Consider the following 14,805-nt stretch of genomic DNA (forward strand, 5'->3'; position numbering starts at 1 on the left):
TCCGATCGTCCAGTTTCAACCTCGGTATGGCCCGCCGGTTTCGCCCCAGCCCCAACGAGGCATGGGCGCGTGCTCGTCAGGCAATTGTTCGAGCTGTGAGTTCAACACAGCCAACCGCGTGCCCCACTCCACGTAGCCGACGAAGGCGGAGCGGAATTCCGGGTCGTCAGGTAGACCTGCGGCGTCGGCGCACTCCAGCAGCAGGGCCATCCAGCGTGCACGTTGCGCTTCGCTCAAATGTCGCCCCACATGCTTCGCCAGCATCGCGCGATGACCGCCACGTTGTTCGCTGTAGTGAGCCGGACCGCCGAATACTTCGGCGAGAAACAGCGCAACGAAATGGGGATGATGCGTATCCATGCGCGCAAACAGAGGCGCCAGCAGTGGATCATCCGACACACGCCGGTAGAAGATTTCAGTAAGGCGCTCGAACGCAGACGAACCGCCGGCCCACTCACAAAGACTTGGAATTGCGTTCTCGCTCATGATGTTTTCTTGCGCTGCACGGTCGTCAACTGGTAGTGACGCATTTCCTCAATCATGTCCACGTAGGGCTTTATCGCGGCGAAGAACGCGCCAAATTCGACACTACGGCGGAATCCCTGCATGTGACCTTCTTCGGAGGTCCATTCGATACGCAAGATGTAGCTACTCGACTCATTCAGGCACCGCGTCAGCTCGTAGCCGAGGCAGTGCGTGGAGGCATCCAGACTGCGCGCGGCTTCGGCGTAATCCAGTTCAAATCGATCGGCCTGTGCCGACGGAATCGTGTAGCGGATGTACTCGACGATCATGTGCGGCCCTTTCGGAGACGTTGTGATAGCGTCCAATTCTGCACACGCCCCCGTCCGGATTGATACGCACCAAAAGGTTACCGACCGACCCATGAGCCATTCCCAGCGCAAGACTTTTGTTTGTCCCGTCGACGTGACGCTGAGCCTGATCCACGGCAAGTGGAAGCCGATGATTCTGTGGCTGCTGTCGACCCGCCGCCAACGCTTCAGCGATTTTCAGGCCGCCATACCGAAAGTGACGCACAAGATGCTCAGCCAACAATTGCGGCAACTGGAGATAGACGGATTGATTCGCCGCGTAACACTCGATGCGCGCGGGCAGCGCATGGATTACCAACTTACCGAGTTCGGCCGCAGCCTGAGGCCGGCGCTCAATGCATTGGCGAACTGGGGCAAGGCGCATCATCGTGCGCTGGGGGTGGAGTATGGCGGTTCTGGCGAAGGTGATTGATCGCTAGGTTTGCTATGGGCCGAAAGCGAACACCCGCCCTGCGCACGATGTCGCTTCCTCGTGACTTACCCCGACCGAACTCGAGGGCCGTGCTTGCAATCAGAGCGCACTGTCCTGAAAACGCGCTCTAACCTTTACCGGCCGCGCAAGATTATGCCGAGCGGACTCAATGCGCGGCTGTAAAGACCAGACATGCGTCGGGTTTGCCAGGAGCTTCCACCCATACATGTGTGGTGCTCCGAACCAATTCCTTTGAAACGCCGATATCTTCGTTGCGCAAGTACGGCGCGTAGACCATGACATGCGGCGGAAATAAGGCCTTTGCTTTTCCCGTTTTCGGATCGAGTCGCACAAAGTCATGGGAGAGCATGTAAGCAATGCCGGGCTTTGTGGGCGCTCGCAAACGTCCCGCCTGGTACTCTGCGTCGATCATGCGGTCAATGCTTGCACCATCAACGCCACGCATCATGATTCGTGCTCGTTCCAGACTCGCTAAGAGACTTGTGCGCGAGCCCTCGGTGTCGTAACAGACGGGAGCAGTCACTTGAATGTCGCGCTCGACGAGGCAATTAAATCCGTTATGACTTGCACGAGCCAAAACGAAACCGGAGCGCTCGAGCACGTAAATACCAGCATCAGCTCGTAGTTCCTGAGGAGCCGCGCTAAGCGCCATGGTGATTTCTTCATTTCTATCAAGCTGAGGAATGCCTGGTGGAAATGTGCTCGCCATGACACTTGTCGCAGACAGCAGCGTCACGGCCGCAACGAGGCCAAGTGTGTAGCGAATCATTCGGTAGTCCTTGCGTGATGTTGATAATTTGGCGTGTAAGCAGCGCAACGCCGATTCGGTTACGTCGTTCGCCATACAAAATTCGGTCGCCACTTCAGATTCACGCCCAGCGTGCCAAGCACGATGAGCGCAATTCCTGCCATCTGAACCGGGACCAGGCGATGTCCGTACAGCAGGTAATCCAATAGCAGCGCCACCATGGGATAGATAAACGACACCACCGCGATGGTCACCACGGGCAGCCGCGAGTAAGTGGAATAAAACAACACATACACAATGCCGCTGTGGATCACGCCAAGACCCAGTAGCCACACCCAATGGAACCCCGGATGAAACACGCTACTGCTGCTGAACCCGACGAGCATGGCGACACCAACCCAGCACTGAATCATGACCAGGGCGAATGGGCGTTCCTTACCAATTTGGCGTGACATCAACATCGACACGCCGCAAAGCAGTGCGGCGAGGAACGCCAATCCAACACCGATGAGATAGCTCTGTTCAGCGTGCAAAAACAAGCGAACAGGATCGCTGGTGCAGATCACTCCAACAAAACCAAGAACCGTCCATGCCAGGTCCGCTGGATGTGTGCGTTCGCCTTGCACGAACGTGGCCAAAATCAGCATCACGAACGGGAAGCATTGATAAACCAACGTGGCAACGCCGATGGACGATCGCGCCATGCCTGCAAAAAGGGCCACCCAATTGAGCACCAGCAACACCCCGCTCAGCACCGCCCCGCGGAGTAACGCGCGCTCGCGCCACAGTCCTCGCAAGTAACCTTTGGCTAACCCCCAACCAAGCAAAAACAGGCCGCCGAACAGGCAGCGATAGAACACTGCCGTAATCACGTCTTGGTGGCTTTCATGCACGAATACGCCCACCGAGCCGATCAAGCATTCGGCAAGCACCAGTTGCAAGACGGCATCGCGCGTGCCGTTGGGCCGGGATGAGGGGAGCATGGTGAATTGGGCTTCCAGGGCGAAGAAGGGCAGCGTAAGCCCCGGATTTCGACAGATACAGATTCAGATAGAATCAAAGTAGACAAGTACAGATGGATCGCCTTCCATGCTTCTCTACGAACGTGTTGCCGAGGCACTGCGTGTGCAAATCGCTCGCGGTACGCTGCGCGCCGGCGAGCGCCTGCCATCGATCCGGCGCTTGGCGGAGGGGCACGGCGTTAGCGTGGCCACTGCCGTTCAGACGTACCTGCAACTGGAGCGCGAAGGCGTTGTGGTAGCTCGGCCGCGTTCGGGCTATTTCGTGCGTGCATCGACACCGCAACAGCCGGTCTCCCCACCTGCAAGACGGCGTGTGCCGAGCGAAGTCAACAACCCCGCACTGCTTGATGCCACGGAAATACGTGCGCGCGGCGACTTGCTTGCATTGCATAGCGCGACGCCGGCCCTTGAGTTGCTGCCTCAAGCAGCACTCATGGCATCGGTGTCGCGTTGCCTTCGCCGCACACCCTCAGCGGTGCTCGAATACGCTCCGGCACAAGGTCACTTGGCGTTGCGACGTCTCATAGCGCAACGTTTTGTCCAAGTAGGTGCGCCGGTGTCGCCGGAAGAAATCGTCATCACCGCAGGCGCGATGGAAGCCATCAACCTGGCGTTGCGTGCCATTTGTTCGCCCGGTGACACCGTGCTGGTGGAAACGCCGACCTACCACGGAATTCTTCAGGCAGTCGCCGCTTTGCATCTAAAGGTGCTGGAAGTTCCGAACGTGCCTGGCAAAGGTATCGACGTGGTTCGCCTCGACCAACTGCTGCAACAGAACACGGTGCGCGCGGCCGTTTTGGTACCCAATTTCAACAATCCGCTGGGTAGCCTAACGAGCGATGCCGACAAGCAAGCCTTGGTGGACAGCTGCACACGGCACGGCGTCATCGTCATCGAAGACGATATCTATGGTGAACTGGCGTGGTCTGGGCAGCGCCCATCGCTACTTCGACGGTGGGACAAACGGGGCATGGTGATTAGCTGTGGTTCGTTCTCCAAAATCCTAGCGCCCGGTTTGCGCCTTGGTTGGCTCGCGGCCAACCAATGGACAGATGCATTGGTGCGCGCCAAATTTTTCTCCACGGTGGGAGGCACAAGCCTCACGCAACTGGCTATGTCGGATTATTTGGAACGCCACGATCTAGAGCGGCATCTTCGCCGGCTGCGCCGAACGTTGGCGGACAATGGGCAACGCCTCTTTGAATCCATCGCACGCTACTGGCCCGCCGATACACGCGCATGCGAGCCACAAGGAGGTTTGTCGCTATGGGTGCAACTGCCCGCGCGCGGCGATAGCCGTGCATTGTCCACGCTGGCGTTATCGAAGGGTATTAGAACGTCGCCGGGTGTGCTGTTTTCCAGCCGAGGCGATTATGTCGATTATGTGAGGCTTAGCTGCGGATTAGTGTGGAATGAGCGACTGGACCGGGCCATGAAGGAACTGGGGAATTTGGCGGGAAAGATCAACCAGTCGACAGGTACCGGTCCGTAGAAGTTTGAGGTTCGCGGCATTAAATCACTTAATAACTCACGCCGAGAGGCAATCTTCAGAGTTCCCTGACGCTGGAGTTGAGCGACGACAAGCGACCGTCGAACGAAGTGATAGCTTTAGAAATTACAAAGGCGCAGTGGGCTTTTGTTCCCCTTGAAAGCGTTGCCTTTCTTTGTAGGAATCACCTTTAGTCTAAGGTCCGCTTTGGGTCGGAAGCATACACAGACCCGCTGACTTCCCTATTTCACTCTCACTGCACGATAAAAGACACCTTCGAAGTCGATAAGCAACTCGTCTCTGCTTTTGACGTAGACGTCCTGGCCGGGGATCGGAAATGCTCCGAAGCAATTGCCCGAACTCGCGTGGTTTATGACGATTTCAGTCACGATCGGAGTATCAATCCCAACCCAGTTGAACCGTACGCGTGTATTGGCCAGAAAGTCGTCCGAAGAGATGTGATTGACCTCTATGGAATTGATCGGCGTTGATACTCCGCAAGCCTTTATTTCATCGTCACTCAAGATAACACTGGTATTTAGCAGTTTATTTTGCTGCGAAAGAGTTGGACCTTGAATGTTTGGTGTCCAGTAGATAGACCTAAGTATCCACGTTCCTTTCGGCAGATGCCGTTGCTCTGACGAATTGGCTTGAGCGAAGCAATCGGACGCCAAGTGGATACAAAGTAGACCAACAAAGAAGATCGCTGCTGGTTGAAATGCCCGGGTGATGCGTCGCACCGTAAAGCTCCTTGCGGCAAATGTTCCATCCGGCGACTGACTTAATGTCTGCTTTGGGTCGGGAGCGGACCTTAGTCGTCGGTCGTCGGATAGCTGTTGATCGACAGACTTATCCCCAATCTCCCCAGTGTTGCAAGCGTTTCCACTGGCAGGTCCACGGAGGCTGCAAACTGCTCCTGCGTTCCCACCGTGAAAGCTATCGATAGTTCCGCGAAGCCATCACTAGCGGCGAAATTTGCGCTTCGTTCCACGCAGTGAGTCAGGAATCCGGTGACCATCTCCATCATTTCCACCGGGCTTTCGACGTCAGCTAGGTCAAAAGTATGTCCGAATGTCGTGTATGCGCCGCCGCGTGAAGATGTTTCACCCGTACGCCACGATCCGGTCGGATCGATGCCTAACACCTGGTGGATTCCATCGACATAGCCGGACGATCCCTCAATCCTAAGCACGACCAAATTCATTAGCTCAATCCTTGTTGCTTACATTCCAAATGTCCGCTTCGGGTGGCGGCCGCCGTCGAAAGCGGACACTCCAGTGTCATCTATGTAGCCTTAACTACGACCAGATGCGGACCATCGCTTAGGCACTTAAGCCGATCTTCAAGATGCACATGATCGAAGTTGTCGCTCTCCATCTCGGCCGCCAGCTGCTCAAGAACCCTCGCAACAGCTCTTAATTCGGCCGAGTCAGTCAAGATACTGACCTCCGAAAGCTCCATAAGCCGCGCTTGCTGATCTTTCCCTTCTTCGTAACCAAACAACTTCATGTTGGCCCCACTGTGTGATCTTCCAACTGTCCACTTCGAATCAAAAGGGGCTTCCTAACCTTGTGAAAGTAGAAACTTGCTTATCTCTCGCCGGAGTTCCAAGTCACTGAGCCCGTGGGCTTCATCATCTGCGGCAATGGCGTATTGGCGGGCCAAGTCTTCCTGACCTTTGCTCCTATAACGCTCAGCCAATGCTAATCGCGCCGATACGCGGTAGTCCCGAGCATCCTCAGACGTCGCGGCGTCGAGAGCCCGGAGATACAGCGGTATCGCCGCGTTATCATCAATTGTAAAGTCCCCGAGACTCTCCCACAGAAACGGGTGGTCGTACCCATCTAAGCTCTGTGCTTCACAGTAGTCTCTTAGCGCGTTGTAGTGCACCCAATACCGGTCGCCCCGGTGTTCGTCCGCAAGGAGGGATGCGAACCCCATTACTCGCTCCCAGACATCCGTCCTTAATTCCATTAAATCATCCTTCCGCTCTTTCCTCGCGCGGAACGGTCGCTTTGAGTTGGAAGCGGACATCCCATTTATCCCACACCGTTGAGAGCCACCTCGGAGAATTGCCGGGTTTTGGGATCATAAAGTGCTCCCCAAAACGAATCGCCGCCGTCACACACGACAACTGGCTTGTGCATTAACGCATCCCAATTTTCGTTACTTCGAGGCGATCTCTGATCTCGAAAGGCGTTTATATAAACGTATTTTCTACCTCGTATCGTCACTCCGACATATTGTCTGAGGTACGAGCCAGGATTTTGTACCGATACCCCTGATACGCAGCATTGTTGTGATTTCAGTTCGGATAGCTTGCTGAGATCAAGTTCCAATTGCGCCACTAAAGTCGGCGAAACCGTCCACGCGCCATCAACATCCCTAGGCGTTGAACGGGAGCATTGTTTAAGAACCAGTTCCGCTTGGTCCGGCGACATAATGAACCCGTGGTCCATAGAAGATGAATCTAGCGCCGTTCCGAGAGCTAAGAATAGAAAACACAAACATTGCGTATCTTTGCGCATATCCACAGCCTCCTTATTCTCGTAGTTTTTCCTACTCGGCGGTGTCAGCTTAGGGTCGAAAGTTGACTATAGCTCTACAGCCCCTGGCTAGCAGGAAACGGCAACCCATCCCAACCACGGCGATCGCGTACCCTCTCCACCCGAGACCAAACGTCTTCGGTCATCACGTTTCGCCAAACTCCACCTAACAAGAAGGCAAAACTTGGATCGGCGGCAGCATGGGCCTCCACTCGGTCGATGACGTACTCTCCATGCGTCGCCAACAGATCCTCCAGCGGACCAGCAGATAGGTTCTCAGCAACAGCCTGCGACTTGTCCATGTTCCATGCGGCAACAATAAAAGCCCAAGCCTCATCTGGAGAGCTACGGCAAAGCTCATCAACTTCTTCGAACGCCCAGAACAGCTGCTCGTGTTCGGTAGAGTCAAGCATTGTGTATTGGAGGGCCAACCACGATGAGACCAGTTCGGACTGGGAGCACCTCATTCGACAAAGCCCTCTCTTGGAAGATATAGGAAGGCGGATCAGCGCTTGGAGTATCGACGTAAACAATCTTCCAGCCGCTTAGCTCGAAGGCTTGGAGAATCGTTACACACTGTACGTTGAGCTGCCTTGCGATTGCACTGGCCCATTCGATCCTCTGCGATTCCGAGAAGTCACGCCTAACCAAGTCGCATGGTGAAGCTGCGGTAACGCCGCTGGCGAAGAGCATTCCGGTCAAAAGCAATGAACGCATACGTCCCCTGAATTGGTGTCTCGGCAATGCCCGCTTCGGGTCGAAAGCGGGCACGCATGGGAACTAGCGGCCCTATAAAGCTGCACTAAAGTTTTCTTAATTTCTTTGCTTACTTTTAGCTCTAGCCCCCAGAACAAGGCGCAGCATTGACCAGATAGCTAAAAGTTGAACGATCAGTCCGACGGTAAAACTACCTCGACCAGCGCTGTGAACCCCACCAAATGCATACCCCAAGATAACCGCTGGAGCCGTGAGCAACCCCGTGACCAGCCTTACGCTTTCGGTCATATTGGCCTGAAGCCAATCGCTATATAAAAGCGCAGTTGTCGCAAACGCAATTCCTGTGACTAAGAAACCTTCCATGACGAGCCGCAACTTTTTCACTGTCTATATGCCTCATGAAGCAGATGACTGCACCAAGATCACTTCTGCTAAGACTGTCCGCCCTGGGTCGAAAGGGACACTACGGAATACCTTCGCGAATGGGGCGAGAGCCTTTTGCGCAGCGATATAGCGCAGCCCCGACCCGAGGCAGGAGTTCGACCGCGTCCTCCCTCGAATCTGCCCACAGCTTTATGTAGATCCTGTCGACATAGCTCGTTACCGCGTCGTGGACGGTACCCGCAGTGAAGCCATAGAGTCTTTCTTCGCGCGGAGCGTGGTTGACGTATTCGCCAACAAGCGACATCGTTGCTGGCAATTCCTTTGTTTCAACAGCCTTCCATTGTTTGAAATCACCTTCAAACCTATCAGGTCCCGGGTAGCGACTGATCTCGTAGGTCACCACATGCCTACTTCTACGGATGGTTCCCATGATTCCGTCGATACCTACCACGAAGGTGAACTTGTATTGAGATGGATCTCGAATGCAGATCTGAAATGAAGGGCTGATGGCGTGAGGCTCATCAGCCGATAGGCACGTCATCGGCACCAAAGCGAGTACGCATATAAAAATGATCTTCCGAAGGATCAAGTCGCCTCCAACTAGATAAAAGCCTTCCTTGCCAGGGGCCTCTCATATGTCAGCTTTGGGTCGAAAGTAGGCACTCCTATCGTAGTGCTCGACACTGGTCAAAGGTCATGCTCACGCCGTCGTCAGCAGAAGCTCATCTATTAAATGAAAGCGACGAACTAACCATCCAAAGTTTGGCGGGAGCAGATGGATCATCCAGGTCCGTGACCACGACGATGGGGTCATCGGCACCTGCTTCGACTTTAAGGACTTTCATTGCTTCGACCTTATCGAAAGCGCCACAGTGCCCGTTGAGGTAGGCGAAAAACGAACCCTTATCGCCATTCTTGGCAATATCTTGCGCCCGTTGTAGTTCTTCCTTTGAATTGCATGCAATGGTTGCGCGTTTCGCATAGACGGTTTGACCGACATTAAAGATGCCACCTTCGGACGAAAGCGCGAGAGGACTGTATTGGTAACTAGTCATGCCCATGGCTAGAGCAACGACGATGCGAGTGGGGTGCGAGATTTTCATGCTGATCCTTATTCCTTGGAAAACGAGTCACAGGGCATTTTATCGAATTGCAACGTGTCAATGGCTTGAGTTTTTGCATAACCATTTAGCGTCCACCTAGGGTCGAAAGCGGACGTCTTCCCGCAGTCAATGGATCTTTCTCCAATGTCTTCAGGGCATCGAGCAAAACCAGGAACCGCTCGATGGCGAAATGGCGCCCATTTTTCCCCTAGTTTGTTACCGAGCTAACTCAGCCTCTCCATTCTCAATGTTGTCGGTAATCTCTAAGCTCGAATTTGCTCTCGATTCGACAAGCACAGTTCTTAAGAAATAGGTTTGAAGTTCAATCGGGTGACCGGAGAGTGCTGCGAGTAAACCCCAGGGCGATTTGCTCATGTGCTCGGACGACTCAAGGACCACTAGAGATTTCGAATCTTCAGACCACTTAAAATCTTGAATAATGCGGCCAGAATCGATGCTCATTATTACCGACATGTCCGACACCTTATACACGGCGGCCTCGGTAACAGCAGTAGTTGCCTGATCTTGCATTCCAGCTAATACGAATTGGTGATCTGGACTGAAGCACGCCCATCTTAACCATCTCCCTTGGCTAGGCAGCGTCGCTGCCGCGCGCTGGAGGGCAACGCGCTTCTCCATTAAATGTGCAACCAACTCTCCAATTGGATCGCGTTGCGCGTCAACAGGATTTGCTTCCAACAATTTTGCGGGACCGTCCGGCACTATCGCCTCATACACCTTCGATTGCTTGTAGTTAACTATCCGCACCCGAACTGCCTTGGATTCAGCGGGCAAGACCTGCGCCGCAGTAGTTTGTGCGCGTGATGGGTTGCTCCAGCCCAAGCCGGACATGAGAAGCACTACCAATAGTCCTTGTATCAGTCGCGGGCAGAGCACTCTAATCTTCGACGCACCCAACAAAATTCGCACATATCCCATATGGTCGACTACTTCTAGGTTGGCCAATGTCAGCTTTGGGTCGGAAGCGGACGCGCCTCGGTAGGCACGCACATCTGCGTCAGGAATGGTTAGCCATCGCAGAAAGGTCATTGCAGTACTTCGATCTCCGAGTCGAGCACGTCACCAGCCCAACGAATGCTTCCGTCCACATTGCGGCAAACAACCAGGCCCATAGGCTCCCCATTTGAGCCGGTAAATCCTTGATCGAGTTCCACGATATCGCCAGCCTTGGCCTGCTTGCCTTCCCCCACGGTTCCATCTACTCGTTCAGGAGGAATATTTACGAGCAAGCGAGCTTTTCGAGCACTACGATGTTCCACGCACCATCTCACTAGCCGATTTCGCGACCGCAATACTCGCCTACACCCAATTATCTCTAAGGTCCGCTTCGGGTCGAAAGCAGACATTAGCTAATATCGTTTCATAATGAAGTATATAGGCGCAGAGTTTCCATTTAGTCGACCATGAGGTAGTACGCCGTCAAAGGGTTTATATTGCTTGGGTGCCGCCACAAAGCATCCGGACAGGACGATAGAGATGTTTGATTTTTTCAGGAAGCGCAAGAAGGCGCTCGTTACACCTTCCCCAACGTTCAAACCGACAAATGAGATGGAACCGACGACGACGCCTCGCTTGGTGGATGTCGTCGATGCCTATGGCCGCTCGTTTCAAATACCGCTCGAACAATGGCGACGCGACGTCCTGAAACCTAACCTCGAAGCCAAGTGGAACGAGCCCGAAGGGCTCTATTCCTTAGTCATCTCAGCTCTTAGGGATGATTTGGCTCTCGATGTCGACCAAGCCAGCGCCAGGCTGATGGAAATTGATCCAGTCGTCGAACGAGGTTTCGTTACGCGGGCTATCGTACAGTTAAGGCTTGGGCGAGCCAGAGATGCGGGAGCAACTCTCCGTCAAGCCATATTGAAGGTCGGTGAAACGGGGGTTCTCGTAACCAATCAAGCCAAGGTCATTAGCGCAGAAGGAAATCATGCGTTAGCCATGTCCACATTGGATCATTCCCTCGAGCTTGATCCCAATCAAGACAATGGCCTTAATTGGCGAGTGGCCGAAATTACTGAAGCCTCAGGAGCAGATGCGGCACGCGCGTTCCTGAGTGGCTTAGCTCAACGCCCCGATGCTTGGAGGCCACAACTATTGTTGGGGCAACTCGCTATCAACGCAGGTCAACAAAAAGACGGATTGGTTTGGTTCGATCAAGCATTGAACCAAGCGCCGCACGGCGCGGACGTAATGCTGGTCGTGAGCGGTGAACTCGGTCGGCAGGGTCTGCTCAACGATTTGGTCCAGCGCGTCGCTCCAATCTATGACGAACACCGTGATGACATCCGAGTCGGCTATAACTTGCTGCAAGCGTATGTGGATCTCGGTGACGCTTCGACTGGGGCTGCGCTGTTGGAGCGGTTGTTCGCCCTTGGACAGCCGGCCTTTGCAAACCACTTACAGGACTTCGCGAAGACATTCGACGATATGATCAAGCAGGGGCCGAAAGTTCTAAATCGGGCGCCTGAAATTTCCATCCTGCAGATGGAGTTGCCGCCTTGGTTGCTCGGCATGGAAGGAATGGAATGGGCTGCTCCGTCTCGAGGTCGCGACCATCCACGAGTAGCTGTACTTCCATTGGCAGCAGTCGATGAGTTATCTGGAGACGTTGCTCGCAGCGGACGGGAAGACGAGCGAGGCAGATTATCGCGCGCGCTTCCTCTGTTTATTCTTGAGCAACTTATCTTTTGCAGCGATTTGAATGCCGCATTGAACCTGCCAGTCGCGGATGGCCATGGACTGGTGATGTTCGGGGGTGCAGTAGACGACGAGCAACTCGAACTTATGGCGGGGGACTTCGATCTCGTCGTCGAAGGTGAAGTTTCTCAATCTGAAGACGGTTTTAAAATCGTCTGCCGACTGAGAAAACTAAGTGATTTGTCGACCCTGAAACGAGTGGAGCGACATTTCAAAGACGAGGAGATCGGACATTCCTTGATGATCATGTCAGGCGAGGTATTGGCAGCAATCGGTGTTGCTGCTTCAACGTCTATTGAGCCCAGGGTCCCCATCTATGCGCTTCCCGCTACGCGCACGAACGAATATCTGAGTGCACTAGGGCAGTACTTAGCTATGACTTTGGCCTGTTCCGCCAACGCGCGAGATTCCCTTTATGGCGAGCGCAATATCTACGGTTGGCTGCAGACCCTGGCCGTGTCAATTCCAGACAACGAGCCGGCCCAATTCATGTACTTCACGGCCCTTGCCAAGGGGCGTCGCATGAAATCACCCATCGTCGATGAATTTGAGCGCCCAGCTGTCCAGCGGATGCGAGATTTGGTTCGTGCCGGACGTTACTCGGCGAGACTGCTGCCCCTCCTAGCAGCGGTCTATCCAAACAATACTGAGCTCGGTGATTTGCTCGCTTCGGCGAAACCACCTGAAGATGAATCGTATTCTGCGTGGTGCGGTCGCCTGCCAAGCGTATTTCCATTGACGCCAAATTCGCCTTCTAAGTTCTAGTTCCGCTCATTTCATTAGGTGCAATGAAGCAACAAACTATCGCCGACGGGTTAAGCGAATGAATTTGTCTGGTTGGGATGGGGTCGTTGCGATTCTGAGGTGTCCGCTTTGGGTCGAAAGCAGACATTTCATATTAATCAAATACGAGTGTTCTTCATCCATTTGTAGTCTGCGGTTGGACTAATTTTCTTAGCAATGCTTCGAGCACTCATTTGCTGTGCCACATATCGAACCGCCTCATCACGGCATGATCGCGGCCACCACGCTGGTGGGGCTAGCGCAAACCGCTTGGTATTACCGATTAGCAATAACGGACCCATCGCAGAATATTCTGCGGATGAAATATCGCCCCAAGAAATTTGCCACTTGCCAAGCTTGGACGAGTAGGAAAGAGACTCGCCGCTAATTGTGTATGCACCACTAGCCGCGGCCAAATATAAAGAACCCAAGACAAGAGCTGAAAAAAATAGCGCTGCCGCATGGCTGCCAGAAGTGAATGAGCCCACTACGCCTATCGCGGAAAAGGCACATCCGCCGAAAGCCACTCGCCGATAAGTACGCATGTCAATGTAAATTTCGGTCATATCAATTCCTTTTCCCAAATGTCTGTATATGGACTCCTCCCCTTTGCCAAGCGTCCCGTAGCGGCGGCTACTTTCCATCACGCAAGCCTTTGTTTGACTTTATTTGCTTTGGATCGCGCCGGGCATCGCCACAAGAAGCGTGCTGGACTGTCCCGGTATACACGCTACTTGTTTTCAGCCCTGGATTTGCGGGCAGTGGTGCATAGCCTCGATTGGGCAGTACTACCTCGGTGACTGCTGCGCCATTTCCAGGGCTTGCATAACCGCCTTGGCCACCGCATTCGGCTGATCGATCTGGATGTCATGCGAGGTATCTGGAACGTGCGCCAGCGTGCCGCGGGAGGAGGTGGCGACGATCTGCGCCTGCGTGTGGGCCCGGGCTTCTTCCAGCCCTTTGCGGTCACGCGGCAGCGCATCGGCATAGGTGTTGGCGGCGGACAGCACGATCAGGGGCGTCGAGCCGTGCGTCTCCTGCTTTGACACAGGTGGCTTGAACACCACGGGATTGTTTTGCAGAACCGATATCACGGTGTGCCAGTACGCAGGCTTCGACATGAGCGCCAGGTTCGCCGCGTTGAGCTTGGCGCTGGCGTGCGGATCAGGCTCACCGAGGCACTGGCTCAGTTCCTTATGGGTGGACGACAGTTCGTGCTTTTCGGCGGCAGCCTCGCACTGCCGAAGAAACGCGAACCGCTGTACCGAGAGGGTGTCCTCATCCTTCTGCCAGCCGGGGGCAAACTGGCCGATGTTCTGCGCGGGCGGATCAAGCAGGACCATCGCGCTCACGTCCGCCGGATAGCTGCTCGCGTATTGCCGAACGATGTTGCTGCCCAGCGAATGCCCCACCATCACCAGCGGCGTCGTAAGGCCGGCGCGCTGAATCAGTGCGTGCAGATCCGACACGTCGGCGTCGAGATCTCGCGGCATCGCCCCCTCGCTGCTAAAGCCGAACCCGGCCCGGTCGTACGCGCAGACGCGCGCGTGGGCTGCAATGAGTGGCTGCACCTTGAACCATGTGGAGGAATCGGCGACCGCGCCAGCCTCCAGCATGACGGTCTGCGGCCCGCTGCCCGAACAGCGCAGATTGAGGTAGTGGCCATGGCCAAGGTCGATCAGCTTCGCCGCGTGCGCATAGCTGTCCGGCATGCGCTGCGGCGTGGTGGCGTCGGTGGCTGTGGCCTGCCCATTTATCACGGCCAACAGAAAGGCGCCGCCCGCTTTCAGGTACATCCTGTTCAAGGTGTGTCTCCCGTCGATGGCCCGAGCAGGGCGCCGGGCAGGCCGCTTCATAGACTTGAAGCGGCGCAAGAAGTTCAGGGCGTTCGGGTCACTTGAGCAAAACGGGGCGGTTCATTTCATGAAATGGATACGCGAAACCGGAGTCACGCGAATATCGGATCAGCGTAGGGCATGGTAGCTATTGCCATGATTGTCGGTGCAAGGGTGAAGGCGGATTTTCTAGC

Annotated in this window: 17 protein-coding genes; 3 read left to right on the top strand and 14 right to left on the bottom strand. The window is 54.8% G+C overall.

Annotated elements, in window-relative coordinates; genetic code table 11:
• Positions 1-15: 15 nt before the first annotated feature.
• A complete protein-coding gene (locus L0U79_RS02990; RefSeq protein WP_233840408.1) occupies positions 16-486 on the bottom strand; it encodes a group II truncated hemoglobin in 471 nt (156 codons plus the stop codon).
• On the bottom strand, positions 483-794 hold the full coding sequence (locus tag L0U79_RS02995; RefSeq protein ID WP_233840409.1) for an antibiotic biosynthesis monooxygenase family protein: 312 nt from the start codon (positions 792-794) through the stop codon (positions 483-485). The genes L0U79_RS02990 and L0U79_RS02995 overlap by 4 nt, the downstream gene beginning before the upstream one ends.
• 91 nt (positions 795-885) lie before the next feature.
• Here L0U79_RS02995 and L0U79_RS03000 point away from each other — a divergent pair, with 91 nt between their 5' ends.
• On the top strand, positions 886-1,245 hold the full coding sequence (locus tag L0U79_RS03000; RefSeq protein ID WP_233840410.1) for a helix-turn-helix domain-containing protein: 360 nt from the start codon (positions 886-888) through the stop codon (positions 1,243-1,245).
• A 166-nt stretch (positions 1,246-1,411) separates the two neighbouring features.
• Here L0U79_RS03000 and L0U79_RS03005 read toward each other — a convergent pair whose 3' ends face one another.
• A complete protein-coding gene (locus tag L0U79_RS03005) occupies positions 1,412-2,110 on the bottom strand; it encodes a hypothetical protein (RefSeq protein ID WP_233840411.1) in 699 nt (232 codons plus the stop codon).
• Positions 2,095-2,997: a DMT family transporter gene (locus L0U79_RS03010; RefSeq protein ID WP_233840412.1), complete on the bottom strand. Its 903-nt coding sequence runs from the start codon at positions 2,995-2,997 to the stop codon at positions 2,095-2,097. The genes L0U79_RS03005 and L0U79_RS03010 overlap by 16 nt, the downstream gene beginning before the upstream one ends.
• A 106-nt stretch (positions 2,998-3,103) precedes the next feature.
• Here L0U79_RS03010 and L0U79_RS03015 point away from each other — a divergent pair, with 106 nt between their 5' ends.
• Positions 3,104-4,528 (top strand): PLP-dependent aminotransferase family protein, encoded by a 1,425-nt coding sequence (locus L0U79_RS03015; protein ID WP_233840413.1) that lies wholly within the window; start codon positions 3,104-3,106, stop codon positions 4,526-4,528.
• Between the two features lie 239 nt (positions 4,529-4,767).
• On the opposite strand, the gene L0U79_RS03020 is transcribed toward L0U79_RS03015, so the two are convergent.
• From L0U79_RS03020 to L0U79_RS03055, 8 genes are all read right to left on the bottom strand, one after another.
• Positions 4,768-5,265 carry a hypothetical protein gene (locus L0U79_RS03020; protein ID WP_233840414.1) on the bottom strand — a complete coding sequence of 166 codons (498 nt, stop codon included), beginning with the start codon at positions 5,263-5,265 and terminating at the stop codon, positions 4,768-4,770.
• A gap of 71 nt (positions 5,266-5,336) precedes the next feature.
• Positions 5,337-5,729 (bottom strand): hypothetical protein, encoded by a 393-nt coding sequence (locus tag L0U79_RS03025; protein ID WP_233840415.1) that lies wholly within the window; start codon positions 5,727-5,729, stop codon positions 5,337-5,339.
• 80 nt (positions 5,730-5,809) lie between these two features.
• Positions 5,810-6,034 (bottom strand): hypothetical protein, encoded by a 225-nt coding sequence (locus L0U79_RS03030; RefSeq protein ID WP_233840416.1) that lies wholly within the window; start codon positions 6,032-6,034, stop codon positions 5,810-5,812.
• A gap of 1,093 nt (positions 6,035-7,127) precedes the next feature.
• Entirely contained in the window at positions 7,128-7,484 is a 357-nt protein-coding gene (locus L0U79_RS03035) for a DUF6869 domain-containing protein (RefSeq protein WP_233840417.1), read from the bottom strand.
• Between the two features lie 767 nt (positions 7,485-8,251).
• A complete protein-coding gene (locus L0U79_RS03040; protein WP_233840418.1) occupies positions 8,252-8,761 on the bottom strand; it encodes a hypothetical protein in 510 nt (169 codons plus the stop codon).
• Positions 8,762-8,894: 133 nt separating this feature from the next.
• Positions 8,895-9,275 carry a hypothetical protein gene (locus L0U79_RS03045; protein WP_233840419.1) on the bottom strand — a complete coding sequence of 127 codons (381 nt, stop codon included), beginning with the start codon at positions 9,273-9,275 and terminating at the stop codon, positions 8,895-8,897.
• Between the two features lie 216 nt (positions 9,276-9,491).
• Positions 9,492-10,127: a hypothetical protein gene (locus L0U79_RS03050; protein ID WP_233840420.1), complete on the bottom strand. Its 636-nt coding sequence runs from the start codon at positions 10,125-10,127 to the stop codon at positions 9,492-9,494.
• Positions 10,128-10,321: 194 nt separating this feature from the next.
• Positions 10,322-10,555 (bottom strand): hypothetical protein, encoded by a 234-nt coding sequence (locus tag L0U79_RS03055; protein ID WP_233840421.1) that lies wholly within the window; start codon positions 10,553-10,555, stop codon positions 10,322-10,324.
• A 217-nt stretch (positions 10,556-10,772) separates the two neighbouring features.
• Between L0U79_RS03055 and L0U79_RS03060 the strand changes: the two genes are divergently transcribed.
• Complete coding sequence (locus L0U79_RS03060; protein WP_233840422.1) at positions 10,773-12,758, top strand: hypothetical protein; 1,986 nt, start codon at positions 10,773-10,775, stop codon at positions 12,756-12,758.
• 137 nt (positions 12,759-12,895) lie between these two features.
• Here L0U79_RS03060 and L0U79_RS03065 read toward each other — a convergent pair whose 3' ends face one another.
• Complete coding sequence (locus L0U79_RS03065; protein WP_233840423.1) at positions 12,896-13,342, bottom strand: hypothetical protein; 447 nt, start codon at positions 13,340-13,342, stop codon at positions 12,896-12,898.
• Positions 13,343-13,564: 222 nt separating this feature from the next.
• Positions 13,565-14,572 (bottom strand): alpha/beta hydrolase, encoded by a 1,008-nt coding sequence (locus tag L0U79_RS03070; protein WP_233843818.1) that lies wholly within the window; start codon positions 14,570-14,572, stop codon positions 13,565-13,567.
• Positions 14,573-14,805: the final 233 nt, after the last annotated feature.

It is taken from the genome of Dyella sp. 2HG41-7 (assembly GCF_021390675.1).
Classification (GTDB): Bacteria; Pseudomonadota; Gammaproteobacteria; order Xanthomonadales; family Rhodanobacteraceae; genus Dyella_B.

Coding starts and splice junctions, on each gene's coding strand:
- L0U79_RS03005 (WP_233840411.1), bottom strand. CDS start 2,110: ATGGCGAACGACGTAACCGAATCGGCGTTGCGCTGCTTACACGCCAAA.
- L0U79_RS03050 (WP_233840420.1), bottom strand. CDS start 10,127: ATGTCCGGCTTGGGCTGGAGCAACCCATCACGCGCACAAACTACTGCG.
- L0U79_RS03025 (WP_233840415.1), bottom strand. CDS start 5,729: ATGAATTTGGTCGTGCTTAGGATTGAGGGATCGTCCGGCTATGTCGAT.
- L0U79_RS03030 (WP_233840416.1), bottom strand. CDS start 6,034: ATGAAGTTGTTTGGTTACGAAGAAGGGAAAGATCAGCAAGCGCGGCTT.
- L0U79_RS03065 (WP_233840423.1), bottom strand. CDS start 13,342: ATGACCGAAATTTACATTGACATGCGTACTTATCGGCGAGTGGCTTTC.
- L0U79_RS03060 (WP_233840422.1), top strand. CDS start 10,773: ATGTTTGATTTTTTCAGGAAGCGCAAGAAGGCGCTCGTTACACCTTCC.
- L0U79_RS02995 (WP_233840409.1), bottom strand. CDS start 794: ATGATCGTCGAGTACATCCGCTACACGATTCCGTCGGCACAGGCCGAT.
- L0U79_RS03000 (WP_233840410.1), top strand. CDS start 886: ATGAGCCATTCCCAGCGCAAGACTTTTGTTTGTCCCGTCGACGTGACG.
- L0U79_RS03010 (WP_233840412.1), bottom strand. CDS start 2,997: ATGCTCCCCTCATCCCGGCCCAACGGCACGCGCGATGCCGTCTTGCAA.
- L0U79_RS02990 (WP_233840408.1), bottom strand. CDS start 486: ATGAGCGAGAACGCAATTCCAAGTCTTTGTGAGTGGGCCGGCGGTTCG.
- L0U79_RS03035 (WP_233840417.1), bottom strand. CDS start 7,484: ATGCTTGACTCTACCGAACACGAGCAGCTGTTCTGGGCGTTCGAAGAA.
- L0U79_RS03015 (WP_233840413.1), top strand. CDS start 3,104: ATGCTTCTCTACGAACGTGTTGCCGAGGCACTGCGTGTGCAAATCGCT.
- L0U79_RS03045 (WP_233840419.1), bottom strand. CDS start 9,275: ATGAAAATCTCGCACCCCACTCGCATCGTCGTTGCTCTAGCCATGGGC.
- L0U79_RS03070 (WP_233843818.1), bottom strand. CDS start 14,572: ATGTACCTGAAAGCGGGCGGCGCCTTTCTGTTGGCCGTGATAAATGGG.